This is a genomic window from Bdellovibrio bacteriovorus, assembly GCF_001592745.1.
Taxonomy (GTDB): Bacteria; Bdellovibrionota; Bdellovibrionia; order Bdellovibrionales; family Bdellovibrionaceae; genus Bdellovibrio; species Bdellovibrio bacteriovorus_B.
Genome location: NZ_LUKD01000005.1, coordinates 207,241 through 232,136 on the forward strand (window position 1 = coordinate 207,241; position 24,896 = coordinate 232,136).

Below are 24,896 nucleotides of genomic sequence, written 5' to 3' on the forward strand. Positions count from 1 at the left end.
TGTAAAAATGGGGCATGACTCATTTGCCTCATTTGATTACTGATCTAGGTTTTATTCTTATCATTGCGGCGTTAGCGACGCTGCTCTTTAAAAAACTCGGACAACCTTTAGTTCTTGGGTATTTGATCGCGGGCTTTTTAGTAAGTCCGCATGTGCCATTTTTTCCAACGGTGACAGATAATGAAAGCATCAAGGTCTGGTCCGAGATTGGCGTTATCTTTCTTTTATTCAGCTTAGGTCTGGAATTTAGTTTTAAGAAGCTATTCAAAGTAGGTGGCTCAGCCGGTTTCACTGCGGCTTTTGAAGTGATCTTTATGATGGGCCTAGGTTATCTTTTCGGCCGTATGTTTGGTTGGAACAGTATCGACAGTCTTTTCTTCGGCGCCATTCTATCTATGTCCTCCACGACGATTATCGTGCGCGCTTTCCAAGAGATGGGAATCAAAGGGAAGAAGTTCGTTGAATTGGTTTTTGGTATTCTGGTTGTCGAAGACATCATCGCCATCCTGCTCTTGGTATTGCTAACTGCGATTGCCGGTTCTGGAGAGTTCTCAACGGCGGAGCTTGCGTTAGATGGCCTTCGTCTTTTCTTCTTTATTGCTCTTTGGTTTATCGTCGGGATCTTTCTTATACCCATATTCCTGCGTCGTATTCGTCGTCTGCTGGAAGATGAGACCACGCTTTTAGTGGCTATTGGTCTGTGTTTTTTAATGGTGATGATTGCAGCTTATGTTGGATTTTCTCCGGCGCTCGGCGCCTTCGTCATGGGTTCTTTGTTAGCTGAGACGCCTGAAGGTCATAATATGGAAAAGGTGCTTCAACCGGTGAAGAATCTATTTGCGGCGATTTTCTTCGTCTCTGTCGGGATGATGATTGATCCTAAAATACTTTGGGAAAGATGGGATCTCGTTTTGGCGGTCACGCTGATAACAGTTATAGGAAAATTCATCAGCACCTTCTTGGGTGCGATTTTATCAGGGCAAACCCGTAAGGTGTCTTTTCAGTCGGGAATGAGCTTGGCGCAGATCGGGGAGTTCTCTTTTATTATCGCCTCGCTAGGTGTGACGATGAAAGTGACCAGTGATTTCCTTTACCCCTTGGCGATAGCCACATCAGCGGTGACGACCTTTACGACACCTTATCTGATTAAATTCTCAGGTCCCGTACACACCTGGGTTGAAGCGCGTCTTCCTGAAGGAATCAAAGTTATCTTAGACCGCTATCAACAATCCTTTAACCAAGAGGGACGAGTCAACGTCGGCGGACTTATCTTTAGAACCTACGGACTTAAAGTATTAATGAACACGGTGATGGTAGTGGCCATCCTACTGGCTTCAAAAACTTTCTTAACTGGCGAAGTGCAAAGCTATTTGCAAGAAAGCCCCTGGGCGAGCAGTGTTTCTTTATTCTTGTGCTTACTAATTTGCGGGCCGTTCCTTTGGGGAATTGTTTTGGGAGGACCTTCTTTAGGATCCGAACGTGATGTGGAAGAATTGCAAAAGCTTCGTGGCTTGCAAGCTGGGATTTTTGCGGGCCGTTTATTGTTGGCCTTAATGCTGGTGGCCGCGATTTTGTCGCAATTTGTGACCGTGAAAATGGCTTCAGGTGTGATGGTCGCGGTTTTGATTATTGCTGCGGGTTTGGCGCAACTATGGGTGAAAAAACTTTATCAGGTGATTGAAAAAAACTTTCTAAAAAATCTGACGGAAAAAGAGCGTAAATCTTTAGTCAGCGCTGAGGTTGCAAAAAACTTTCTGCCTTGGGAAGCGACACTGGGAAGTTATGAGATTTTCCCGGAAAGCAGTATTGTCGGACAAAGCTTGCGCACGCTTTCTTTTAAAGAAAAATATGGTGTGACAGTCGCGGCTGTATTTCGGGGGACCCATCGTAAATTTGCACCCGACGGAGAATTCATAATTTATCCTTTCGATCGATTGATCTGTTTTGGCAGTGAAGAAGAACTGCAGAACTTCCATAAGACTTTAGAGATTGAGCGGGCTTTAAAAACACAACCCACACAAACAGATCAGCAGGATTATAAGCTGTCTTCATTCAGTGTGACGGAGGACTCGCCGTTAAAAGGAAAATCCATCCGTGAAAGCGGTTTACGAGAAAAAATGCACGGCATGGTTGTGGGTATTGAAAGAGGTTCTGAGCGCATCCTAGGCCCTAGGGCGAGCTTCACGATCTTAGAGAATGATCTTCTTTGGGTGGTCTCTGACCGTAAACAAAATTCTTAGACGTAAACTTTGTATTTCGTCGTTTTCAAACGCCCGCTTTTTTCCTGATGACAGAAAGGTTTTACCATAGAAGTCCAGGGAAGGAGCCGGCATGCCTTGTTTGGGACTTGTTCTGTCAGGTGGAGGCGCGAGGGGAGCGTATCAAGCAGGCGTTCTTGCGGCGATTGCCCATGTAGCGGCGAAGACAAAAATTAGAAATCCCTTTAAGATCTATAGCGGTGTCAGCGCCGGCGCCATCAATGTCGCGATGCTGGCTGGAAACAGCGGCGATTTTGTTGAGAGCGCGAAAAATCTTGTCTCTCTTTGGAGTCATATCAATAGCGATCAAATCTACTATGCCGATTTGATGACCCTTTCTCGCGGTGGTCTGCAATGGATGAGTGAATTTTCTTGGGGCGGGGGAAATAAAGACTCGGCACTGCGATCTCTTTTAAGCACTCATCCTTTAAGTAATTTTATCTCTGATAAGTGTCACTTCAATCAAATCGACAAAAAAATAAAGTCCGGACAGTTGCGCGCCGTCAGTGTTTCAGCATTAGATTATGAAAGTGTTTCGACCTTCACCTTTTTCCAAGGAAGTCCTGATATAGTTCCCTGGGAGCGTGGCATGCATCGCAGTGAGCGAACCAATCTTTCGACGGAACACGTCATGGCGTCTTCGGCGATTCCTTTGTTGTTTCCACCTATTCAAATTGGTTCGCGGTACTTCGGTGATGGGTGCATTCGCAATCAGTCGCCTTGTGGTCCCGCGATTTACATGGGGGCCGACAGTTTGATTGCCATCGGTGTTCGTCGTCGACAAGATACATGGTATTCGTATCATAACACTTCCGCAGGTCAGGCTCCTTCTGTTTCACGAGTGGCAAACGTTTTGATGAATGCCGTTATGATGGATGGCTTTGAATCAGATATTCATCGTATCGAGCAGATCAATCAAAGTTTTTCGACATTAACCGGCGGACAAAAGAAAAAGGTCGCGGTTCACGCGATTGATTATCTTTGGATTTCCCCTTCGGTTGATTTTTCGGAAATTGCAAAAGAGAAAGGTTCCGAACTTCCGCGCATGATTCGCTACTTGTTGCGTGGCCCGGGATCCATTGAGGAATCGCGAGAGATGTTGAGTTATCTTTTATTTACGCCCAGTTACTGCAAACAGTTAGTGGATATTGGTTTTTCGGACGGAATGAAGGAAAAAGATCGCATCGAAGAATTGATTGTTTCTAAGGCCGCAAAATCCCATTCTGTAAAGCATCAAGCCAATCCGTAAAGCGATCAATCATTCTTGCATTGCGATAAAAAATTCGCCATTCTAAGGCGATAAAGAGGTTCGATTTTATGAGTGACGTTTTTGTAAGAGCCCGTGGCGTTTCCCCTGTAATTTCAGAAGATGTTTTTATTGCCGACAACGCGCGCATCATCAGTGATGTGGAGATTGGTGAGGGTTCTTCTATTTGGTACAATGTGGTCATTCGCGGCGACGTCATGCCCATCCGCATTGGAAAAGAAGTGAATGTGCAAGATGGTACGGTCATTCATGGCACCTACGGAAAATGGGGAACAACTTTGCATGACCGCGTGACTATTGGTCATTTGGTCATGCTTCATGGTTGTGAGGTGGGCCGCGGTACACTGGTTGGAATGGGTTCCATCTTGATGGATGGCGTGAAAGTCGGCGAGCATTGTCTTATCGGTGCGGGCTCTCTTTTAACGGAAGGCACGGAGATTCCTCCGCGCAGTCTGGTCGTAGGACGCCCTGCGAAAGTAAAACGACCTCTGACGGATGAAGAAGTGGCCCTTTTAGAAAAATCCGCCGACAACTATCTGCTCTATAAGTCCTGGTACGAATAGTTCTAAAAAACTTATTTCTGACAGAGTTCCTGTTGAACTCTCAAATGTTTCGTTTGAGAATGAAGAAACCCTGTCAGGAGCAAGCTTTTTATGGAACGTGAAATTCCCTATGCCTTAACCTTTGATGACATCCTTCTTCTTCCTCAATATTCCGAGATCACACCGACAGAAGTCGTTCCTCGATCTCTTTTCGCTAGAGATAAATATTTAAATACACCGATCATCTCTGCGGCGATGGACACCGTCACTGAAAACCGCATCGCGCGTGTGATGGCTCAGCATGGTGGTTTGGGTATTATCCATAAAAATCTTGATATCGAAAAACAAGCTCTCGAAGTTGAAAAAGTGAAGAAGTATGAATCTGGTATGATCATGGACCCTATCACATTGGGGCCGGATCACCTGGTGCAAGAGGCGGTGGAGCTGATGGAAAAGTTTTCTATCAGTGGTGTTCCTATCACCGTGGATGGCGCTTTGGTGGGTATCTTGACCAATCGTGATTTGCGCTTTGAAGAAAACTTCAATCAACCTATTCGCAATTTGATGACTAAAGAAAATCTGGTCACGGCGAAAATGGGAACGACTTTGGATGAAGCCAAAAAGATTTTGCAAAAGCATCGTATCGAAAAGCTTCCCGTGGTCGATAGTAAGGGGAAGCTCAAAGGTCTTATCACGATCAAAGATATTGAAAAAGCCAAGAACTATCCGCAAGCGACAAAAGATGAACATGGTCGCCTTTTCGTTGGTGCCGGTGTCGGCGTAGGCGCGGATTCTCGCGATCGCGCTGATGCTCTGGTGGCTGCGGGAGCCGATGTACTTTGTGTGGATACAGCCCATGGGCATTCTAAAAATGTTCTCGAGATGGTGAAGTATATTTCTCAGAAGCACAAAGATGTGATCGTTGTGGCAGGGAATGTCGTTACGGCTGAAGGAACACAGGCCCTGCTTGATGCGGGTGCTGAAGTTGTAAAAGTCGGTGTGGGGCCCGGCAGTATTTGTACGACTCGCGTTGTAGCTGGTGTGGGAATGCCGCAGATCTCTGCAGTGATTGAGTGTGCAAAGCTTGCAAAAGCCAAAGGTAAAACAGTGATTGCAGACGGGGGAATCAAGTTCTCCGGCGATATTACAAAAGCTTTAGCATTGGGCGCAAACACCGTGATGATCGGAAATTTACTGGCAGGTGCGGAAGAATCACCGGGTGAAACTATTTTGTTTCAGGGCCGTACTTACAAAGTGTATCGCGGTATGGGAAGTATCGGTGCTATGTCTCGCGGATCCAAAGATCGTTACGGGCAAATGGACATCGAAGAAAATGAAAAACTGGTTCCGGAAGGCATTGAAGGAAAAGTGGCGTACAAAGGGTCTGCTGCCGGAGTGATTCATCAACTTGTCGGAGGACTAAAATCCGGGATGGGTTATTTGGGTGCGCGCAATATCGATGAACTTCAAGCAAAAGCAAAGTTCGTGCGCATCTCTGCCATGGGGCTTCGTGAATCTCATGTTCATGACGTCAGCATCACCAAAGAAGCTCCGAACTATCGCATCGAAACATAGAAATGGAATCGAAAATGCGCGGATTTATTATTTTAGATTTCGGTTCTCAGTTTACTCAGTTGATCGCGCGTCGTTTGCGCGAACTGGGTTTTTATTCAGAAATTCACTCTTATAAATTTCCCACAGAAGAAATTCGTAAAAGAAATCCTTACGGAATTATTCTCAGCGGCGGTCCAAACTCGGTTTACGAACAAGGAGCTCCGCAAAGAGACATCCATGAACTTCGTAACATAAGTCCTTTAATGGGTGTGTGTTATGGAATGCAACTTCTGACTCACCAATTGGGTGGCAAGGTCTCTCGGTCGGAGCACCGTGAGTACGGCCTGAATTATGTAACATGGACTTCCGTCGTAGGAAGTATTCCACACCGACAAAAGGTTTGGATGAGTCATGGCGATGTTGTTGAAAAAGCGCCGGAAGGTTTTCAAGTGATCGGTATGTCGGATGGAAATCATCCGGCGGCGATGCAAGGACCCGGAGTTTTAGCTGTGCAATTTCATCCCGAAGTCGCTCACACTGAGCACGGCACAGATTTATTGAAGCACTTTGCGCAAACAATGTGTCAGGCTGCTTCAGATTGGGATGCGCCTCATATCAAAGATATTTTGATTGAAAATGTTCGGAAACAAGTGGGCGCGACTGATCACGTGCTAGTGGGGCTTAGCGGTGGCGTGGATTCCACCGTGGTGGCCACTCTTTTAACGAAAGCGTTGGGGGCTGAAAGAGTTCACTGTGTTTTTGTTGATAACGGTTTACTGCGCAAAAATGAATTTGAAACGGTTTTGGAGAATTATCGCAAGATCGGATTAAACGTCAAAGGTGTGGATGCCTCGGAAGAATTTCTGTCAGCCCTCAAGGGTAAGTCTGATCCGGAGGATAAAAGAAAAACCATCGGGCGTGTTTTTATCGAGGTCTTTGATAAAAGTTATGATCATCAGTATCCGATTAAGTGGTTGGCGCAAGGCACTTTGTATCCCGATGTGATTGAAAGTGTTTCGTCTGTCGGTGGCAGTGTCACAATTAAATCTCACCATAATGTCGGAGGCTTGCCTGAAAAAATGAATCTAGGACTTGTAGAGCCGGTTCGTGAGCTTTTTAAAGACGAAGTGCGTGCGTTAGGGGCTCAGTTGGGATTGCCGCATGAAATGTTGTGGCGTCATCCCTTCCCAGGGCCGGGTCTTTCGATTCGTGTTCTTGGTGAAGTGACAAAAGAGAAACTGCAAATACTTAAAGAAGCCGATGATATTTTCATTTCAGAGCTTCGTCGTCGCGGTCTTTATGAGAAAATCTGGCAGGCATTCTGTGTGCTCTTGCCGGTAAAAACTGTCGGTGTTCAGGGTGATTCCAGAACTTACGATCACGTTCTTTCATTGCGTGCAGTGACGTCCAGTGATGGGATGACCGCAGATTGGTACCCTTTTGAATTTCAATTCTTGCGTGAAGTTTCAAACATGATCACCAACAAGGTGAAAGGTGTGAATCGTGTGGTTTATGATATTACCAGTAAACCTCCGGGGACGATCGAATGGGAATAATGGCCGTTACCCGCAGGTAATGGCTTCTTTGTAACTCGATATGCGCGGAGGAAATCTGTAGTTTTCATCGCATGAAAACAAAAAAGAATTTCTTCCGCGTCTCTAAAGCCGTTACGTTGTTAATCGTCCTTTCAGCTATCGCCGCAATGGCCGCCACAGCTGAACTTCTTTACGAAGCTTCTGGCACTGCCAGTTTCAAACTTTATAAAGACACAAAATCAGAGCTTCGCTCGACAGTGATTCAATCACAAGACTTCGAGCTCGCTCGTCACTACACGGCTTCAGAAGGCGAAAAGCTCTTTTTGGTAAATATCAAAAAAACGGTGCAAAGATATTTGGATGCAGAAGGTATTGTCGGGACAGCGACATGGAACGTGCGCACGGGGGATAAGTTACAGACACAATTATGGAGCCGCACGGAGTCTGCCACCGAGGTGAATGTACATCCGAACCAGCCTGTAGTGGTGAGTGGTCTTGGGGGATGTTGTGCCGAGATGACAGGCTATCGCTTGTTCAATATCGAAACGGGTCGTTTGATCATGTCCTTCAATGATTTTGCTTGGAAAGAAAAAGTCACTCAGCCTTTTTCTTTGGAAGTTCCAAATTCAACTCTGGCCGCTCGCTATATCGGCGCGATCACTCAAGACTCCACTCGGGATCGTGATTTTGTCGAAGCAGCTCCGGGTAAGAAAGCGGCATTACTCATTAAGTATGCAAATGAGATGTTGAAGCAGAAACTGCAAGTGGATATGGAAACCGCTCCAGGTTATGGCATCAGCGTGATGGAATTTTCAATGGAAAGAGATCCCTCGGTTCCGGGAAGTGATAAAATTGAACTTCAAGGAAACGACACGGCCGTTCTTTGGAATATCGATGGAGCGTCCTCGCCCAGTGCTATTTCCGGAGTTATTCTCAAAATTGCTCTAGACGCCGGTTTAGGCCAAAAAACCATCAAAATCCCTGTCAGAAACGATGAGTTGGATTTGGATTCTGCGATCATTCCGTCGGGAATTGAAGTTCATCCTATCGTCAAATCAGGGGCCTTTTAATGCAGCGTGAGATGTGAGGGTCTGGGTGCCCCTTTTATTGAATAAAAAAAGGGCCTAAGATATGAAATTGTCATGTCTTTTGTACATCTTCACGTTCACTCCGAATATTCTCTTTTAGAAGCTGCGGCCCGCGTAAAAGCTATTGCTAAAAAAGCAGCGGCCATGAATATGCCAGCGGTGGCATTGACCGACAACGGCAACATGTTCGGTGCCGTGGAATTTTACTTTGCTTGCAAGGATAATAACGTCAAACCGATCTTAGGTTTGGATGCTTATCTTGCACCCGGTTCACGCTTAGAGAAAAAGCAAGATCGTGATCAAGTCAGTCAGGGGCCACGCCGGTTGGTTTTCTTGGCTCAAAATATCAAGGGCTATCAAAATCTCAGCAAGCTTTCGACAATTGGCTATCAAGAGGGTTTCTACTGGAAGCCTCGTATCGATTACGAAGTTATCAAAGAATACAATTCAGACCTGATCTGTATGACAGGAGGACTTCGTGGTGAGGTGGCTGAGGCTTTCTTGCGCGAAGGCCCCGATGCGGCTTTAGCAAAAATCCGTCAGCTGAAAGAAATCTTCGACGATCGCCTTTATCTTGAAATGTGTCGCACTGGAGTTCCTGAGTGGGATCAAATAAATCCCTTCTTGATGGAGGCTTCAAAGATCACCGGCGTTCCACTTGTGGCAAGTAATGATGTTCATTACATGACTCAAGACGATCAGATCGCCCAAGAGGTTTTGATCTGTATCGGAACGAATAAAACTTTAAGTGATGAGTCTCGTTTCCGTTTAGGCACAGACGAGTTTTATTTCAAAAAGCCAGAACAGATGCAGCAGCTTTTTGCGGATGTCCCTGAAGCCGTCAGCAACACTTTGCAAATCGCCGAACGCTGTGATGTGAAATTTAAGTTGAAAGATGAAAACGGGAAGCCGATTTATCATCTTCCTACATTCCCGACTCCTGAAGGCGTTTCGTTAAAAGATGATATCGCTCGTCGTGCCAAAGAAGGTTTGCTCACGCGCTTTGAAGAAGCAGTTCTTCGTGGCGAAACTGTGCCGGAAGAAAAAAAACCAGAGTATTATGCGCGCTTAGATTATGAACTTGGCATCATCGACCGCATGGGTTTTAACGGTTACTTCTTAATCGTCCAAGACTTCATCGGTTGGGCTAAAGATCATGACATCCCGGTAGGACCAGGTCGTGGATCCGGTGCGGGCTCCCTGGTTGCCTATTGTTTAAGAATTACGGATTTAGATCCTCTTCCCAACTTTCTTCTCTTTGAGCGTTTCTTAAATCCAGAGCGTATCTCGATGCCGGACTTCGATATCGACTTCTGTCAAGATCGTCGTCAGGAAGTCATTCGTTATGTGACGGAAAAATACGGGCAAGAGTCGGTATCTCAGATTATCACTTACGGTAAATTGCAAACGCGTGCGGCACTGAAAGACGTGGGTCGTGTTTTGGGTATGCTGTTTTCGGAAGTGGATCAAGTCACAAAACTGATTCCGGATAAATTGGGAATCAGTCTTAAAGAATCTTTAGAGATGGAACCTCGTCTGACAGAAATGATGGAGATGAATCCAACTGTCGCAACCATGATTGACCTCGCTCAACGCGTGGAAGGTATGGTTCGAAATGCGGGGATCCACGCTGCCGGTGTTATCATCGGTGACGGTCAGCTGGTAAAACATGCTCCGTTATACAAGGGGGCGGATGGCGAGCAAGTCGTTCAATACGACATGAAACACGCCGAAAAAATTGGCCTGATCAAATTCGACTTCCTCGGGTTAAAGACGCTCACTCACATCAATATGGCGTTAAAGCTCATCAAGAAGAATCGTGGTAAAGAGATCACCTCAAAAATGATTCCGATGAACGACACTGCCACGTTCGAGATGATGTCCCGCGGGGATACTGCCGGGGTGTTCCAGTTCGAGGGTGAGGGTATCACGGATGCCACTCGTAAAATCCGTCCGTCATCGTTTGCAGATATCACGGCGATCACGTCTTTGTATCGCCCGGGTCCGATGGCGAATATTCCTGACTTTACCGATCGTAAACACGGCAAAGCCCCCGTCGAATACTTGCTTGAGGACACGCGTGAGGTTCTTTCGGAAACCTACGGGATCATGGTTTACCAAGAGCAAGTTATGGGTATTGCTTCGAAGATTGCTGGTTACTCCTTGGGTGAAGCCGACATGCTTCGTCGTGCAATGGGTAAGAAGATCAAAGAAGAGATGGATAAACACCGCGAACGCTTCATGCAAGGGGCGGTCGAAAGAGGTCACAATAAAGAAAAGTCCTCAGAGCTTTTTGATCTCATGTATAAGTTTGCCGACTACGGTTTCAATAAGTCCCATGCGGCCGCTTATTCTGTCGTTACTTTGCAAACGGCCTGGTTGAAATGTCATTACCCGGTGGAATTCTTTGCGGCTCTTCTCAGTACCGAGTTGTCGGATACGGAAAAAATCGTGAAGTACTCAAAGGATGCTGCGAAACGCGGTATCACCGTAAAACCTCCTCACGTGAATTTCTCTGAGTATCTTTTCGGGGCCCATGGTGACGAGATTTACTTCGGTCTGGGTGCCATCAAAGGTGTCGGACAGGGAGCGGTCGAAGCCATTATTGAAGCTCGCAATAGTTTGCCCGATAAAAAGTTTAATTCTTTGGATGAGTTCTTTAACTCTATCGATCTTCGCCGCGTGAATAAAAAAGTGATCGAGTGCTTGATTAAAGCCGGTGCCTTTGAGGGTTTCGGTGTTCATCGTGCGCAAATGATGGCTGGTTATCAAAAGTACTTAGATCGTGCGCAAGGCCTGCAAAAGGACAAAGAGCTAGGACAAGCTTCGTTATTTGATTTGGGTCCTTCCACAGAAACCAAAGTGACGCTTGAAGAAATCAAACCTTGGAGTCGTACGGCATCCTTGGCGTATGAAAAGGAAGTCTTGGGATTTTATCTCAGCGATCACCCGTTAAAAGGTTTCGATACTCTTTCAGAGATCTGGACGACGTGTAAAGTGGCTGAGCTGCCGGCACAGATGCCCGCGCCGGGTTCGCCCGAGGCCGAGGCCTTAAAGGCCGCTAAGAAAGATTGGAAAAATCGCGATGCGGGTAAAAAGAAGATCGTTGTGGCGGGGCTTATCACCGAGCTGCGTGAGCTTATTACCAAAAAAGGAACACGCATGGCTTTCGGTAAGATTGAAGATCTGACCGGGGCTTGCGAGCTTGTGATCTTCCCAGACTCTTACGCACGCTTTGAAGCACAGCTTCGCGATGAAAGACCGGTCTTGATTGGCGGAGCGCTTGAGGTTGAGGAAGGTGTTGCTAAGATTATGGTAGACAGTGTGTCGCCCATGGAAGACATCCTGAAAAAGACCAAGCGCATGGTGCTTCGTTTGGATAAAATTGATCCGAACGACTATCCTCGTTTACACTCTTTGATGAAGGATTATCCAGGGACGACTTCAGTCAGTTTTGAAATTGAGATCCCGGAAGTCAGTCGTCGTGTTTTGATGGATGCCGGTGAAGCGACGGGTGTTGCCGTGAATAATGAGTTTTTTGAAGGTGTGCACTCGGTTTTCGGTCGCACTGACTTTATTGAGTTAAGGAGTTAATAAATGCGTTTAGCTTTTGTGTTGGCAGCAGCGTTGATGTTCACTTTAAACAGTCCCGTAAAAGCTCAACAATCTGAATTGATCGACCGCACCTTCTCCGGAGTATCTAAAGAGGCGACTCCTCAAGGCGCGCGTCGTGATATCCAAGACCAAGCGTCGCAAAAGGTCTCTGAAGACATCATCAAGGAATTGGTGGGCGAAGAAAGATTTTCTAAAAACAAGTCTTTGATTCAATCTAAGATCATCAAAAACTCGGCTCGTTATATTCCTTTTGCGAAGGCTTCAAGTTTAACCCAGGAAGGTGCGGAATATAAAATGTCCGTTTCTTTAAAGGTCTCATTGCGTGATCTAAAACAAATGCTTCAGGACAATGCTTTGTTAAATGAAAATGATGCCATTCCTGTGGTGCTTCCAGTGATTAGTTGGATTGATCGTGTGCAAGGGAAAAGTTACCGTTGGTGGCTGCCTTCGGATAAAACACAGCAGGCCTTTTTGATCAAAGAAGCTCGCGTGCTTGAAGAAGCTATGCGTGGTTCTTTTCAAAAGAACAATTTTTTTGCAGTGAAGCCAGTAGAGGCCGGCTTGGGAAACAGTGTTCCCGGCGACTTTCAAAATGAACGTATTGTGGGTGAGGATGCCCAATTCTTTTCTCAATATTTCAACGCACCTCTTTTGATTGATGGCCAGGTTGTTCTAAACAAAGGGGAATCTGGAAAGAACTACCGTATTGAAATTCGTATGACGGCTGTTCAGGTCAGCAATGGTCGCGCTATTGCCGATGTTTCTCGTCGCTATGACACAGAAAACGGAAGTTTTGAAAGTGCTGTTGATAAAAAAATGCGCGAGGTGATCGAGACGACCGCCAACGACCTAGCTTCACAAGTTTTAGAAGCTTGGCAGCGCGGTTCTTTAGGGACGTCGGTGATTCGTCTGACAATTCAAGGTCGTAACACTCTTCCGATGATGGAAGGTTTGAAAGAAAAAATCCGTTCTCAGATCACTCAAGTTAAAAGCATTCGTGAGCGCTTAGTCAGTTCCGAGGCTGTCAGTTTTGAAGTCGATACCGCCGTTTCGACGGTCGAACTTTTAGGAAAATTGGAAGCGCTGGATATCGAAGGCAAGAAGCTTTCGAAAGTTTCTGAAAAACAAGACGAGATCGTCTTGAAGTGGGCACAGTAGGAGGTGCGGTCGTGAAGAATTTTGTTTTGTTATTATCGCTGTTGGCGTTCACGGCTTGTACAACTATGGATGGGGCCGGTCCCTCTATTCGTCGCGACGTCAAAGACGTCAACTACGAAGCTCGTAAGGATGACTCGGCTCCTCGCAAGCGTTTGATGGTTTTGCCATTTTTAGATGCTGGGGATAAAAGACCTTCAGAGCTTCGCGAAAGAGCTCGCAACGCCTTCATTATGGATTTAAATCGCTCCGGAGAAGTCATCGCCTTAGATAGCAAAGAACTGAACGTCGATCTTTCAAAGATGATGGAAGGGGGGCAATACAAACTTCCTGAAGTCGCAAAGGCGGCGCAAGCTTTGGGAGTGACGGCAGTTCTTGAAGGTAAGATCATCGATATTCGAATCAAAAGAAAAGCCGACAATGTCGGCGTTGTTCGTCATATGTCGACAGCTTTTGAAGTTGTGGCCCAAGTCCGTGTCGTGACGGGGAGAGCGGCTCGCGAAGTCTTTAACACAGTTAAGACTGTGACTGTGGAAGAGCAGGGGACGCGGGTGGGTGAGCGTGTTGAAACCGATAAATTCATTTCTAACAATCCAGATATGATTCAAACGATTGTGAAAGATGCGTTTTTAGATTTTACTCCGCAGGTTTTAGCTTCCTTAGATAAAGTTTCTTGGGAGGGAAGAATTGCGGCCATCAACGGCGATAGAATTTATTTAAATGTTGGCCGCGTCTCTGGCTTACAAGTCGGGGACTTACTAAAAGTCACTGAAGATGGTGATGATATTTACGATCCCGAAAGTGGTGGGCACATTGGACGAGTGCCAGGACGTCTTAAGGGAACTCTTGAAGTGATCAGTTATTTTGGGAATGATGGCGCGATTGCGATTGTTCATTCTGGTTCCGGTTTTAAAGAAAACGATCGCGTGGAGTTGTACTAGGACTTCTTTGTTTCCATATTTGTCATCACGGAAAATTACAGAACGACCCTTAACAGGATTTGCACATAAAGACCTTGGGGTTCGTTCTGTAAAAGAATATAATGGCTAAAGTGAATGCTTTAGCCTTTTTTATTTTTATTTTCTTGTTTATTTTTTCACATCATTCTTCGGCGAAATCCTTTGAAGTTTCTGTTCTGTATTGGAGTATGAAGATCGAAGGTCAAGTCGCCATGAGAAAGGGCTTTGAAGAAGAGATTGCTCAATTCAATAAAAAGAGTACCGATAAAATCGTTCTTACACCTTATGTGGCTGGCGAAGGTCGAAAAGGAATAACAAATCAAGTTCTTCAAGTAGCCGAAGTTTTAAAGGCGAAACCAGCCGCGATGGTGATTCAGCCCACAGACAACTCAGCGCTGGCGCGTGCTTTAGAGGAAGCCAATCAACTCAAAATCCCTGTTTTTGCTTATGATCAGTATATTGTGAATGGGGATATGACCTTCTTTGCCACGAGTGATAATTATGGCGGGGGACGTGATAATGGTGACTATATTCACGGGCTTTTTGATAAGAATAAAGAACTGCGTCTGGTGATTTTTGAATATCCCAAAGTCTCATCGACGATTGATCGCGTGGATGGTTTTTTAGATGCTTTACGCGATCAGGGCCGCAGATTCAAAGTTTTAAAGCGCTATGAAGCCGTGGATCCAGCTTCTGGTGAAATGGCCGTGAAGCAGTTCTTAAAAGACTTTCCGAAAAAAGGAAGTGTCGACGTCATCTTCACGGTCAATGACGGCGGCGGACTTTCTATTATTAAAACGCTTTATGAAAAAAAGCGCACCGACCTTGTTCATGCGACCTTTGATGGTGATCCTTTGTCAGTAGAAAATATTAAGAATGGCAAGATCACAGTTATCGATTCTGCGCAATTCTGTGCGGAGCTGGGTCGAGAAACGGCAAGAGCTCTGATAGCCCATCTTACGAAAGGTGGAGTTTCAGAAAAGAAACTGATTCCTACTTATCCAGTGACCAATAAAACTTTAGCGAATTACCCTGGCTGGATGGGGCGAGTTCCGTCATTTCTGCAAAAGGTTGAAGTGGCGAAAGCAGCTCCCACTCCGCGGGTGTCTCCGAATCAGCGCAATCTTCTTACGATTAAAATCGGCGTAGCTCCCCTGTGTCCGTATCTTTGTGAGCAAGGTCCCGGCGTATGGGGTGGATATATTTATAATATTCTTAAAGAGGTTGCTACGGAGCGCGGTTTTTATTTGGATCTAGAAAGCATCCCCAACACGCGTCTTCTGTCTGCTCTGCAAACCCGTCGTGTGAATTATATCATCGTTCCTGCAGATCTTGTCCGCTATGAAGATCAGATTCGGGTTGTGGGGCCTAAGTTAGGAGTGAATTATACCGGAGCCATCTTAACTCCAGGATCGAAAGACTCTTTAATTGATGAGGATTTACTGCGCACGAAAAAAGTGGTTTTTGCCGACATGGGAACCTATGCGGGTGGGCCGCATTTAGAAATCCCTGCCGCTCGTAGTTTAAAAGTGACGGGAGCGGATGTCGCTGACCGCATGATTAAAATGATTGGCGATCGTCGCGTGGAAATTGCTTTAGGTGATTACAATGTTCTTCGTTATTCTTTGATTAAAAAGCCGCGTGCAGAGCTTCAGCTTTTACCGACGTCGTTGACAGGATTTAACTCTGTGGTTTTAGTGGGCTCTCCACGAGAGTCGCACTTCGGTTATTTACCGGAATATTTAGATGCGTGGTTTTTACGCGCGCGCCAGGATGGTTCTTTAGAAAAAATCCTCAACAAATACAATCTCAAAGATTGGAAAGTGTTTGAACGTTAAGGATTAAGAAAGACCTTTTACTAAAAATTTAACCATACTTTTAAATGTTTCGGCTTCGCCGCGCATGCGGGCAATTTGCAATCCCCCTTGAATTGCCGCCAAAAAAGAATCAGCCACAACCGCAGGGTTTAAATCGGCACGAAAGATTTTATCATTCATTCCATCTTTGATTGTGACAATCAACCATTTGCGCTGCTGAAAATGAAACTCCCGTAAACGCTCTTGAATTTTCTCTGACATGGTATTGAAGTCGGAACACAAAGCACCTAAAGGACAGATCTTATTCTTATCTTTACCAATCTTGTAAAACATCTGAAGCATTTGCTCCATTTTTTTGTCCGCTGGCAAATCGTGAATCTTTTGCGCCCAGGAAATATAGGCATTTTGATAGTCCTCAAGAATCGCTAGACCCATTTCTTCTTTTGAGGCGAAATAGTAATGCAGGCTCGCCTTTTTTATACCCAAGGCGTCGGCCACGGTTTGAAAGCTAAAGCCATTAAATCCAAGGGTTTGCAGATAGTGACGTCCTAAATCCAATGCTTTGGTTTTTGTATCCATGCTTTCCGTCCTTGCTTTATAAAGGCTGATAGGGGTATTATCTACCTATTGGTAGGTAGATTCAAGTTTTAAAAGAAACACGAGGAAACATCTATGAAAAACAAAACCATGCGCCCAGTAGCCATTCTTGCAGGCTCACGAACTCCGTTTGTGAAGTCCTTCACTAATTATTCGCGTACTTCGAACCGTCAGTTGATGACGGCCACTCTTCAGGATCTGGTGAATAAAACTAATATTCGCGGTGAACTTTTGGGTGATGTCGCATTGGGTGCCGTGATGAAAAATGCCTCGGACTGGAATCTATCCCGTGAGTCGTTACTGAGCGCGGGGTTAGATCCTCACACGCCCGGATACGACGTTCAGCGTGCTTGTGGAACGGGTTTAGAGACCGCCGCACACATTGCTTTAAAAATCGCAGCAGGTCAGATTGAAAGCGGTATCGCAGGTGGTACGGACACCAATAGTGATATTGCCGGAGTTCTGCCTCACGAGCTTTCTTGGATTTTGACTGAAGCGCAAAAAGCTCCTAATGCGATGGCGCGTATAGCGAAACTTTCTGAAATTAAATTGGAATATTTAAAACCGCGCTTCCCGAATGTGCAAGAGCCTCGCACGGGTCTTTCCATGGGACAACATACAGAGCTAATGGTGAAAGAGTGGAAGATCACTCGTGAAGAGCAAGATCGACTTGCTTTACAAAGTCACTTGAATGCAGCGAAGGCGTATGATGCGGGTTTCTTCAATGACCTGGTTTTTGAATTCAAAGGTCTTAAGAAAGACGTCTTCGTGCGCGGTGATACCAGCATGGAAAAACTCGCAAAGTTAAAACCCGCTTTTGATTTTACTGGGACTGGAACTTTGACTGCAGGAAACAGCACGCCGCTGACCGACGGTGCTTCCGCTGTTCTATTGAGCAGTGAGGAATGGGCGAAAGCTCACGGCCTTCCGATTCAGGCTTACTTGGTGGATGCGGATTACGCGGCTGTTGATTACGTGAATGGCGAAGGTCTTTTGATGGCGCCGACGCGTGCGGTAGCGCAAATGCTTCGTCGTAATAATTTGAAGCTCCAAGATTTTGATTTCTACGAAATTCACGAAGCTTTCGCGGGTCAGGTTCTTTGTACATTGAAGGCCTGGGAATCCGACGAGTATTGCCGTAAGCATTTAGGCGAGTCTCAAGCATTAGGTTCTATTGATCGTTCTAAATTGAATGTGAACGGTGGAAGTCTGGCTTTAGGACATCCATTTGCCGCAACGGGCGGAAGAATTCTTGCCAGTCTTGCAAAAATGCTCGCACAAAAAGGTTCAGGCCGTGGTCTGATTTCTATTTGTACAGCGGGCGGTATGGGTGTTGTGGCCATTGTCGAAAGATAATTATGGAAATCTCTCTTGCGAAGAAGTTACAAGTAGCGGGGCTTCGTGCGGGTTCTTGGATTTTTCCTAAACTTGCCGCTCAAGGAGCGTTGGATCTTTTTCTAACGCCTCAGCGAGTGCCTCGTCCTGCATCGGAGCAGGAGTTGTATGCTTCTTCAAAAAAATATGTTTTAGGTGGCGGCATCGCCGCATATGAGTGGGGGCCTGAAAAGGGCCCTCTTGTTGTTTTGGTGCATGGATGGAGCGGTCGTGGAACCCAAATGGCGGCATTTGCTCCGGCGCTCACAGAGGCTGGATACCGCGTTGTTGCTTTGGATGGACCGGCGCACGGAGCTTCCGAAGGAACGCAGACCAATGTCGGCGACTATTCTCAGTTTCTGGTGAACGTGCAAAAGGAGCTGGGAGATTTCGAAGCGGTGATAGCTCACTCCTTCGGGGCCGGATGCTCGGTGCTGGCGGTTGCCAAAGGTCTTCGTGCTGAAAAGTTGGTTTTAGTAGCGGGACCTGCTCATTATGAAAAAGTCGTGAACAACTATTTTAAGTTTGTGCAAATCAGCCCCGCCGCAGAAAAACATTTTATAAATATGCTGTCTGAGAAAGTCGGGCTTTCTCCAAAAGAAATGAATGTGGGTGTGATCGGTAGTAAATTGCGCGTGAAAGCTTTGATTGTGCATGATCGCGACGATAAAGAAGTTCGTTATGCTGCCGCTGAAGAAATTCAAAGCGTGTGGCCGCAAACCCAGATTCTTGCTACAGAAGGTTTAGGTCATCGCCGCATTCTTAAAGACACAAAAGTGATCGACCAAGTTGTGCGCTTCATTCAGAAATAAAAAAAGCCGCCCTTCTCAGGCGGCTTTTTCTTTACACCGTCGCGTGAACGCGGTGAGTATCATCCATGTCGTCAAGATAGTTTAAAAACTCTTCAACGTCTTTTCTTTGAGCATCATTAAGTTCTGTGATGTTTTTTGCCTTGAATGAAAGCTCCGCTGTCGTCACTTTCCATCCGCGTTTTACCAAAGCATCACGAACAGAGTCTAAGTCATCTGCATTTGTGTAAAACTCATAAGAGCCATCATCGTTTTTGCTGACTTCGTTAGCGCCAGCCTCAATCGCTTCTTCATCCGGATCGAAAGTGCCGGCTTTTTCACCTTCAATAAGTCCTACGCGATCAAACATCCAAGCCACAGAGCCGACCTCTCCCATGTTGCCTTCATGAGATTTAAAGGCATGGCGCATGTCCGGAGCTGTTCTGTGTTTGTTGTCGGTTTGGCATTCGACGATAACGCCAACACCATGAGGGCCGTAGCCTTCGTAAGTGATTTCTTCAATCACTTTTCCATCGTCTAAAAGGCCTGCACCTTTTTTGATCGCGCGTTCGATCGTATCATTGGGGCAAGACACTTTTTTTGCGGCATCAATGGCAAGACGAAGACGGGAGTTGGCTGCGGGGTCAGGGCCGCCTGCTTTTGCTGCAACGGCGATCTCTCTAGCTAATTTTGTGAAGATTTGTCCCTTTTGTTGGGCTTTCTCTACCTTACCCGCATTTTTCCACGATTTTCCCATATTACTCCATCTGGCGTTTTTTTACTTTTTCCAGGGCTCTATTGCAGCAAATCACTAATTATTTGGCAACTTTGGGAGCAGGATGTAAAAGGCCCTATGTTCAGTTTTTCCACCCCGGATATCTGGGAAAAGATCGCAAATATCCAAAATTCTTGTGAAGAGGCCTTAAAGCTCTCTTCACCTGGCGTTGTTCCCGAAGATCCGGCACGGGATGTCCTCACTTTGCACCCCAAGCTTCATCCCCCTAAGAAAGGCTTTTCCACAGTGGAAGGGCAAGCCCGCATGCTTCATGATTTGGCGAGCATTGAATTGCAAGCCATGGAGCTAGGACTTCGCACGTTGGTGGAATTTCCGGACGCCCCTCAAGGCTTTCGTGAAGAACTGTTGGCTGTCACAGTTTCTGAGGCGGAACACCTAAGAATGTGCTTAGAGGGTATCGAATCATTAGGACATAAATGGGGCGACTGGCCGGTGCATTTGGCGTTGTGGCGAGCGGTGAGTGTGGAAGACAGTCTTTTAGATCGCATCCTGATCGTGCATCGCTATCTTGAAGGCAGTGGCCTGGATGCCGGGGACACCTTGATTCGTCGTCTGGAAGGAACTGCAGGAAAACAGACGATTCAAAAAATTGTGAAGCAAATCAATTTTGAAGAAATTGGTCACGTGGATTTTGGATCTCGATGGTATCGCGAAATATGTAAAGAAAATAAGATCGATCCGAATGCGGACTTTCCAGAACGCATGGATTCTTTAAGACTTCGTTTGCCTAAGCGTATTGAACCGTTGAATCATGATTTAAGAAAGAAAGCAGGGTTTACGGAAGAAGAAATCGCTTATTACGAAACCCTTCGTCTGGATTTCTTAAAGCCTTCAAAGTAACTATTCCCAAGGCCGAATATATGAAATTGAAATGGAAGCGTAACTTTTAAATTCGCTTTTTTCTTCAAACTCAGGCGACACTGTCACAAATCTCCACGAGTAACTCCAGTGAGAAATTTGAAAAGCATAGCCAAACTCTGTTTCAGCATTAAACGGATACTTGGTCACGTGATGGCTGTCGTGAATGGAGTTTCCATCAAGGAAAATATTGTGAGCCACGGCATTTCCGCGAATACCCGCAAAACCATAAAGTCGCCAAGGAATGTTTTTCTTAGCGACTTTCAAATTCAACAAGGGTTCTCCATCAACCGACGATAAACTGGAGGCGCCGAAGTCGTCGGGAAGGCGAATGCCGGCGCGAACAAGAGCCCCGACATGGGCGGCGATAAGAACGTTGCCTAAAGAAAGTCCTGCGGAAGGAATAAAGTCAAAAGTTCTTCCAGCCTCAGTTTCTAATTCGTAAAAACGGATCTTTTGGTTGTAGTTCAGTTGCAAAGTCGGTTCTGTCGAAAGTTGATTATCCCACCCATTCGCGGTGGGGACATCGATGATTTCATGAAATCCGTTTTGCGCTTGTTCTCCTAAAGCCCCGGGTCCTACAAGCCCGATATCCAGTTCCAGATTGTGACTGTGTGAAGGAGTTTTCAAATTCGCGGAAAGAGCCACATAAAGCCAGGCCGCATACGGGCGGTCGTTGACAATTAATTCAGATGTGTCGGTGTCATCAGGAGTAAAGATTTGCTGAGCAATAGAGATCCCGAAATTTGTCGTCGATTTTTCGCGTTCATATTTAAAGCGATCCGACCAACCGATCAATGGTGGAACCCAGAAAGGTTCCCGATCTTCGGCGTACTGATAAGAAAAGCGCACACCACTGGTGTAGTCACTGTCGGCATTCGGTCCGCCCAAGCGGCGCGTATCATTTTCGATATAGACTGAAAAGGATTCCCCATAGGGTTTTGCGGCTTGCGGAAGATTTGCAGATTGAACTTCCGCCTTGCTTTCAAGGCTTAGTAGTGAAAAGCACAAGATGAAGGCCGCAGAAATTCTAATCAAGGCTTTCATCCTCTTCTAAGAAGCGCCACTTACCTTCAGGCAGCTTTCCTAAAACCAAGCTTCCGATGCGCACACGTTTAAGACCTGTGACTCTTAAGCCGACAAGTTCGCACATGCGACGGATCTGACGTTTTTTACCTTCGCGCAAAATAAAGCGCAGCTGATCTTCATTGACCCATTCAACCTTCGCGGGTTTGAGGGCTTTACCGTCTAAAGAAAGGCCGTGGTTTAATAGTTTTAATTTATCCGCCGGAAGCTTGCCTTCAACGCGAACGATGTATTCTTTTTCAAGCTTGGTTTCTTCCGCGATGATTTTTTTAGCGATACGTCCATCTTGGGTGAAAAGCAATAGGCCTTGTGAATCAATATCCAGGCGTCCCGCAACGGCAAGACCTTCAAAATGCTCTTTGCGCAAACGTTGTTTAGAATCACCAAATTGATTTTCGGGTGTGATCAATTTAATCGCAGGTTGGTAGGGTGGTTCAGGTTGTGCGCTGACCCAACCAATGGGTTTATTCAGAATGATCGTAGCGAGGCGTTTTTGTTGTTTTAAGGCCTGCGCTTCCAAAGTGATTTTAACTTTAGGGTCAACCTTCGTTCCCAACTGATCGACTTTAACTCCATCAACAAGAACCAGGCCCTTGGCGATGTATTCATCTGCTTCACGTCGAGAACAAATGCCTCGTTCCGCCATTAATTTTGACAATCTTACTTTTTCTTCACTCATTGGCGGATCTCCGTCCACAAATTATCCATTTCATACAAGCGCAAAAACGAAACATCTTTTGCGCGTCCATGCTCTTTAAGTTTCTCAAGAAAATACAGAGCAATATTTTCTGTCGTGGGGATTTTTTCTTTAAATTCAGGGATCACAAAATTTAAGTGCTCGTGATCTAAAACATCCGTCAGTGACTTTAGCAGAGCTTGCAGCGCATGCTTTTGTTCAGCGAGGTTGGCGTCTTGGATGTGAAAGCCCACTTCCAAAGTATAATTATGACCGTGGCCATATTCGGTAAAGCAACGACCAAAAGCCTTTGAGTTTTCTTCCTTCGACCACAAAGGCTGGTGATAAAAATGCGCGCTGCTAAAAGGGCTTTTTAATACAAGAATCATGAAAGATTGATGCCTCCATCAACCGCCATCACTGCTCCTGTCGTCCAACTGGATTGTTCAGAACCTAAGAAGTAAATGGTTCTTGCGATATCTTCGGACGTGCCAATACGTCCTAGGGGTTGCAGGGGCTTCATTTTTTCTAAAGCCTGTTTTTTCGCGCTTTCTTCTAAAGAATGAAAGCTATGAATAGGGGTGTCGACAATACCCGGGCACACGGCGTTGACGCGGATATTGTGAGCTCCCCCTTCAAGGGCGAGGCTTTGTGTCCAATTAATCAAAGCTGCCTTGCTAGCGGAATAAGCGCCTGTATTGACAGTGGGACGAAGACCCAAGGTGGAAGAGACATTCACAATGCTTCCTCCGCCCAGTTCTTTAAAGTAGGGGAAGAAGGCGCGAGCCACACGAACGGGGACGAAAAAATTCATTTCCATCTGACGCTTCCAAAGTTCATCAGTGCTTTCGGTAAAATTATGAGTTTCAAAAATACCGGCATTATTCACTAGCACTTCCACGCGATGAATTTTCGCATTCAACACTTCATTCAGACGCTTTTGCAAAGCCGCTTCATCGGTCATATCACAAGACACAATCGAAGCTCCGCTGCGACACTTCAATGCGACGTCTTGCAGTCGCTCTTTGTTTCGACCCATCAAATATATGAAATAACCGTTACGAGAGAATTCGATGGCGGTGGCGGCGCCGATGCCGCTGCTGGCTCCAGTGATGAGTGCTGCCTTTTTCATGGGCGGGTGGTCTCCTAAACTGGACTCATACTAGCAAAGTCGGGGACCGAAGAGAAGACATGTCGATGCGCGAAGCGTTTAGTGTCGGAATCAAATACTTCTTTGTAGGACTCATCCTATTCACAGCCTTTTGGGCGCAAATTCCCTAGTATCTGGGATAAAAAAAAGACCAGGTTGGGAGACCTGGTCTTAAACGGATGAAATTTGAAATAGGAACGTTAAGCGACTTTTTTAGCCGCTGTGTAATGGTAATACTTCTTATCAAAGTCAGAAGCTTTCATGCCTTCTTTTGTGATAAGACCGGCCTTAAACCATTCAAAGTGCTCAGCGCAAAATCCCGCCTTTTCAGACTTCTTTTTGCAGCCTTCGCCGCAGCAGCGAGCCGATTCAAGGGAAACTACGTTATTTGGGATTTGCTTTTCAAATTTTTTGTCAGCCATTTTGTGACCTCCAGTTGAAATCTTAAGCTGGTTGAATGTCTTAAGACATAAGACTTATCGGAGGTCACTAAACGGACTTTAGTACTTTCCTAGAAACCCTCTGAAGGTCTAGGCGAGTCTCAGAGCGAGACACTTTAAATGCATTAGATTAATTTTAGGAAGCGTCCTAGGTCCACGGGCTTTGAGAACAAATATCCTTGGCCGAAACGAGCCCCTAAGGTCTCTAGAACCAGGGACTCTTCATTGTTTTCAATGCCTTCAGCAATGATCTCGATATCCATGGCGTGAGCCAAGTGAATGATCGAACTAACGACAGCTTTAGATTTAGGGTCGTTTAGAACCTTCATCACAAAACAGCGGTCGATCTTTAGAAAGCTGATAGGCATTTGCGTAAGATACTGCAAGCTTGAAAAGCCTGTTCCGAAGTCATCAATGGAAATCGCGTAACCCTGATCATGGCACTGCTTCAGTGCATCCAGGGCAATGGCTCCATCCATCATAATTCTTTCAGTCATTTCAAGTTTGATGTTCTTAGGCTGAAGATCATGTTTTTCGCGCAAGTCTTCAAGGTTGTTCACGAAATCAGAGTGTGTGAACTGGCGGCCTGAAATATTAATACTCATCATGAAGTCATCTGCCATCTTGTCTTTTTTATTCAGACGAAGCTGGTCTTGGATGGTGCGCAGATCTTTTAAAGCCTGATTGATGATCCAGTGGCCAATCGGGATTACCATCGAAGAATTTTCAATGACATCGATGAATAGATTCGGTGAAACAAGTCCATGCTGAGGACTGTTCCAACGAAGTAGCGCCTCGCACCCATTGATTTGTTTCGTTTTTAAATTCACAATGGGCTGATAGAAAAGTTCAAATTCTTTGTTTTGAAATGCCTGGAAAATTTGATTTTCAAGTTTGATTTGGTCTAATGCCGTCTGAGTCCCGTCATCACCAGCTCCTGAATTATCAAACTCCACGTCAGAGATCTTTGTTCCTCCTGGGGTGTTGATATTTTTACGACGAAGGCGTTTCAACAAAACGCGCATCAGAAGTTGGACAACTTTATCCGCTGTAGAGACACGTTCTAAAACTTGTTGTTTTGTGACGATAGCTAGGCGCACATCTTCTAGAGCACGCACGGAAGCCGAGCGGTTTTGATTGTCGATCAGGGCCATCTCACCAAAGATTTCACCTTCACCTAAAATAGTTAAAGGGATGTCTTCTTTGTCTTTGCTAAGATAAATCAGCACTCGGCCTTTTTCGATGATGTAGGCGCAGTCTCCTGCATCACCTTCGTTAAATATGATCTGATCCTTATGTATATCGACGGACTGAGTTGCTGAATTCATAGACCTTATTCTA

21 protein-coding genes are annotated in these 24,896 nt (G+C 45.7%); 13 read left to right on the forward strand and 8 right to left on the reverse strand.

What is annotated here, in order from left to right:
• The first annotated feature begins 14 nt into the window (after nt 1-14).
• From AZI87_RS11625 to AZI87_RS11670, 10 genes are all read left to right on the forward strand, one after another.
• Nucleotides 15-2,240 (forward strand): cation:proton antiporter domain-containing protein, encoded by a 2,226-nt coding sequence (locus AZI87_RS11625; RefSeq protein ID WP_063207105.1) that lies wholly within the window; start codon nt 15-17, stop codon nt 2,238-2,240.
• A gap of 91 nt (nt 2,241-2,331) precedes the next feature.
• The gene (locus AZI87_RS11630; protein ID WP_063207108.1) at nt 2,332-3,507 is read left to right on the forward strand and encodes a patatin-like phospholipase family protein; all 1,176 of its coding nucleotides are present in this window, start codon (nt 2,332-2,334) and stop codon (nt 3,505-3,507) included.
• A gap of 68 nt (nt 3,508-3,575) precedes the next feature.
• Nucleotides 3,576-4,088: a gamma carbonic anhydrase family protein gene (locus tag AZI87_RS11635; protein WP_063207111.1), complete on the forward strand. Its 513-nt coding sequence runs from the start codon at nt 3,576-3,578 to the stop codon at nt 4,086-4,088.
• 90 nt (nt 4,089-4,178) lie between these two features.
• On the forward strand, nt 4,179-5,642 hold the full coding sequence (guaB, locus tag AZI87_RS11640) for an IMP dehydrogenase (RefSeq protein WP_063207114.1): 1,464 nt from the start codon (nt 4,179-4,181) through the stop codon (nt 5,640-5,642).
• 14 nt (nt 5,643-5,656) lie between these two features.
• On the forward strand, nt 5,657-7,177 hold the full coding sequence (guaA, locus tag AZI87_RS11645) for a glutamine-hydrolyzing GMP synthase (RefSeq protein WP_063207901.1): 1,521 nt from the start codon (nt 5,657-5,659) through the stop codon (nt 7,175-7,177).
• Nucleotides 7,178-7,248: 71 nt separating this feature from the next.
• Entirely contained in the window at nt 7,249-8,226 is a 978-nt protein-coding gene (locus AZI87_RS11650) for a hypothetical protein (protein ID WP_063207116.1), read from the forward strand.
• A 72-nt stretch (nt 8,227-8,298) separates the two neighbouring features.
• Nucleotides 8,299-11,838, forward strand: a complete 3,540-nt coding sequence (dnaE, locus tag AZI87_RS11655; protein WP_063207119.1) for a DNA polymerase III subunit alpha — start codon at nt 8,299-8,301, stop codon at nt 11,836-11,838.
• A gap of 3 nt (nt 11,839-11,841) precedes the next feature.
• A complete protein-coding gene (locus AZI87_RS11660) occupies nt 11,842-13,017 on the forward strand; it encodes a hypothetical protein (protein WP_063207122.1) in 1,176 nt (391 codons plus the stop codon).
• An 11-nt stretch (nt 13,018-13,028) separates the two neighbouring features.
• On the forward strand, nt 13,029-13,955 hold the full coding sequence (locus AZI87_RS11665) for a hypothetical protein (RefSeq protein ID WP_253696745.1): 927 nt from the start codon (nt 13,029-13,031) through the stop codon (nt 13,953-13,955).
• A gap of 101 nt (nt 13,956-14,056) precedes the next feature.
• Complete coding sequence (locus AZI87_RS11670) at nt 14,057-15,811, forward strand: substrate-binding domain-containing protein (RefSeq protein WP_081112212.1); 1,755 nt, start codon at nt 14,057-14,059, stop codon at nt 15,809-15,811.
• A 3-nt stretch (nt 15,812-15,814) separates the two neighbouring features.
• Here AZI87_RS11670 and AZI87_RS11675 read toward each other — a convergent pair whose 3' ends face one another.
• Nucleotides 15,815-16,369: a TetR/AcrR family transcriptional regulator gene (locus AZI87_RS11675; protein WP_063207126.1), complete on the reverse strand. Its 555-nt coding sequence runs from the start codon at nt 16,367-16,369 to the stop codon at nt 15,815-15,817.
• 93 nt (nt 16,370-16,462) lie between these two features.
• Between AZI87_RS11675 and AZI87_RS11680 the strand changes: the two genes are divergently transcribed.
• Together AZI87_RS11680 and AZI87_RS11685 are read left to right on the forward strand one after the other, a co-directional pair.
• On the forward strand, nt 16,463-17,743 hold the full coding sequence (locus AZI87_RS11680) for an acetyl-CoA C-acetyltransferase (protein ID WP_063207129.1): 1,281 nt from the start codon (nt 16,463-16,465) through the stop codon (nt 17,741-17,743).
• A 2-nt stretch (nt 17,744-17,745) separates the two neighbouring features.
• Nucleotides 17,746-18,573, forward strand: a complete 828-nt coding sequence (locus AZI87_RS11685; RefSeq protein WP_063207132.1) for an alpha/beta hydrolase — start codon at nt 17,746-17,748, stop codon at nt 18,571-18,573.
• A gap of 31 nt (nt 18,574-18,604) precedes the next feature.
• Here AZI87_RS11685 and AZI87_RS11690 read toward each other — a convergent pair whose 3' ends face one another.
• Nucleotides 18,605-19,306: a YebC/PmpR family DNA-binding transcriptional regulator gene (locus AZI87_RS11690; RefSeq protein WP_063207135.1), complete on the reverse strand. Its 702-nt coding sequence runs from the start codon at nt 19,304-19,306 to the stop codon at nt 18,605-18,607.
• Between the two features lie 96 nt (nt 19,307-19,402).
• On the opposite strand from AZI87_RS11690, the gene AZI87_RS11695 reads away from it, so the two are divergent.
• Entirely contained in the window at nt 19,403-20,185 is a 783-nt protein-coding gene (locus tag AZI87_RS11695; protein WP_063207137.1) for a ferritin-like domain-containing protein, read from the forward strand.
• Here the strand turns inward: AZI87_RS11695 and AZI87_RS11700 are convergent, their stop codons facing one another.
• The 6 genes from AZI87_RS11700 to AZI87_RS11725 form a co-directional block, all read right to left on the reverse strand.
• Complete coding sequence (locus AZI87_RS11700) at nt 20,186-21,250, reverse strand: lipid A deacylase LpxR family protein (protein ID WP_081112213.1); 1,065 nt, start codon at nt 21,248-21,250, stop codon at nt 20,186-20,188. It abuts the gene before it with no gap.
• Nucleotides 21,234-21,968 carry a pseudouridine synthase gene (locus AZI87_RS11705; RefSeq protein ID WP_063207140.1) on the reverse strand — a complete coding sequence of 245 codons (735 nt, stop codon included), beginning with the start codon at nt 21,966-21,968 and terminating at the stop codon, nt 21,234-21,236. Before AZI87_RS11705 ends, AZI87_RS11700 begins: the two co-directional genes overlap by 17 nt.
• Complete coding sequence (locus tag AZI87_RS11710; protein WP_063207142.1) at nt 21,965-22,354, reverse strand: 6-carboxytetrahydropterin synthase; 390 nt, start codon at nt 22,352-22,354, stop codon at nt 21,965-21,967. Before AZI87_RS11710 ends, AZI87_RS11705 begins: the two co-directional genes overlap by 4 nt.
• Nucleotides 22,351-23,097: an SDR family NAD(P)-dependent oxidoreductase gene (locus AZI87_RS11715; protein WP_063207145.1), complete on the reverse strand. Its 747-nt coding sequence runs from the start codon at nt 23,095-23,097 to the stop codon at nt 22,351-22,353. Before AZI87_RS11715 ends, AZI87_RS11710 begins: the two co-directional genes overlap by 4 nt.
• Nucleotides 23,098-23,315: 218 nt before the next feature.
• Nucleotides 23,316-23,537: a hypothetical protein gene (locus AZI87_RS11720; protein ID WP_063207148.1), complete on the reverse strand. Its 222-nt coding sequence runs from the start codon at nt 23,535-23,537 to the stop codon at nt 23,316-23,318.
• Nucleotides 23,538-23,680: 143 nt separating this feature from the next.
• On the reverse strand, nt 23,681-24,883 hold the full coding sequence (locus tag AZI87_RS11725) for an EAL domain-containing protein (protein WP_063207151.1): 1,203 nt from the start codon (nt 24,881-24,883) through the stop codon (nt 23,681-23,683).
• Nucleotides 24,884-24,896 lie beyond the last annotated feature (13 nt).

Coding starts and splice junctions, on each gene's coding strand:
- AZI87_RS11635 (WP_063207111.1), top strand. CDS start 3,576: ATGAGTGACGTTTTTGTAAGAGCCCGTGGCGTTTCCCCTGTAATTTCA.
- dnaE (WP_063207119.1), top strand. CDS start 8,299: ATGTCTTTTGTACATCTTCACGTTCACTCCGAATATTCTCTTTTAGAA.
- AZI87_RS11705 (WP_063207140.1), bottom strand. CDS start 21,968: ATGAGTGAAGAAAAAGTAAGATTGTCAAAATTAATGGCGGAACGAGGC.
- AZI87_RS11670 (WP_081112212.1), top strand. CDS start 14,057: ATGGCTAAAGTGAATGCTTTAGCCTTTTTTATTTTTATTTTCTTGTTT.
- guaA (WP_063207901.1), top strand. CDS start 5,657: ATGCGCGGATTTATTATTTTAGATTTCGGTTCTCAGTTTACTCAGTTG.
- AZI87_RS11685 (WP_063207132.1), top strand. CDS start 17,746: ATGGAAATCTCTCTTGCGAAGAAGTTACAAGTAGCGGGGCTTCGTGCG.
- AZI87_RS11650 (WP_063207116.1), top strand. CDS start 7,249: ATGAAAACAAAAAAGAATTTCTTCCGCGTCTCTAAAGCCGTTACGTTG.
- AZI87_RS11695 (WP_063207137.1), top strand. CDS start 19,403: ATGTTCAGTTTTTCCACCCCGGATATCTGGGAAAAGATCGCAAATATC.
- AZI87_RS11625 (WP_063207105.1), top strand. CDS start 15: ATGACTCATTTGCCTCATTTGATTACTGATCTAGGTTTTATTCTTATC.
- AZI87_RS11700 (WP_081112213.1), bottom strand. CDS start 21,250: ATGAAAGCCTTGATTAGAATTTCTGCGGCCTTCATCTTGTGCTTTTCA.
- AZI87_RS11725 (WP_063207151.1), bottom strand. CDS start 24,883: ATGAATTCAGCAACTCAGTCCGTCGATATACATAAGGATCAGATCATA.
- AZI87_RS11630 (WP_063207108.1), top strand. CDS start 2,332: ATGCCTTGTTTGGGACTTGTTCTGTCAGGTGGAGGCGCGAGGGGAGCG.
- guaB (WP_063207114.1), top strand. CDS start 4,179: ATGGAACGTGAAATTCCCTATGCCTTAACCTTTGATGACATCCTTCTT.
- AZI87_RS11715 (WP_063207145.1), bottom strand. CDS start 23,097: ATGAAAAAGGCAGCACTCATCACTGGAGCCAGCAGCGGCATCGGCGCC.
- AZI87_RS11720 (WP_063207148.1), bottom strand. CDS start 23,537: ATGGCTGACAAAAAATTTGAAAAGCAAATCCCAAATAACGTAGTTTCC.
- AZI87_RS11680 (WP_063207129.1), top strand. CDS start 16,463: ATGAAAAACAAAACCATGCGCCCAGTAGCCATTCTTGCAGGCTCACGA.
- AZI87_RS11660 (WP_063207122.1), top strand. CDS start 11,842: ATGCGTTTAGCTTTTGTGTTGGCAGCAGCGTTGATGTTCACTTTAAAC.
- AZI87_RS11675 (WP_063207126.1), bottom strand. CDS start 16,369: ATGGATACAAAAACCAAAGCATTGGATTTAGGACGTCACTATCTGCAA.
- AZI87_RS11690 (WP_063207135.1), bottom strand. CDS start 19,306: ATGGGAAAATCGTGGAAAAATGCGGGTAAGGTAGAGAAAGCCCAACAA.
- AZI87_RS11710 (WP_063207142.1), bottom strand. CDS start 22,354: ATGATTCTTGTATTAAAAAGCCCTTTTAGCAGCGCGCATTTTTATCAC.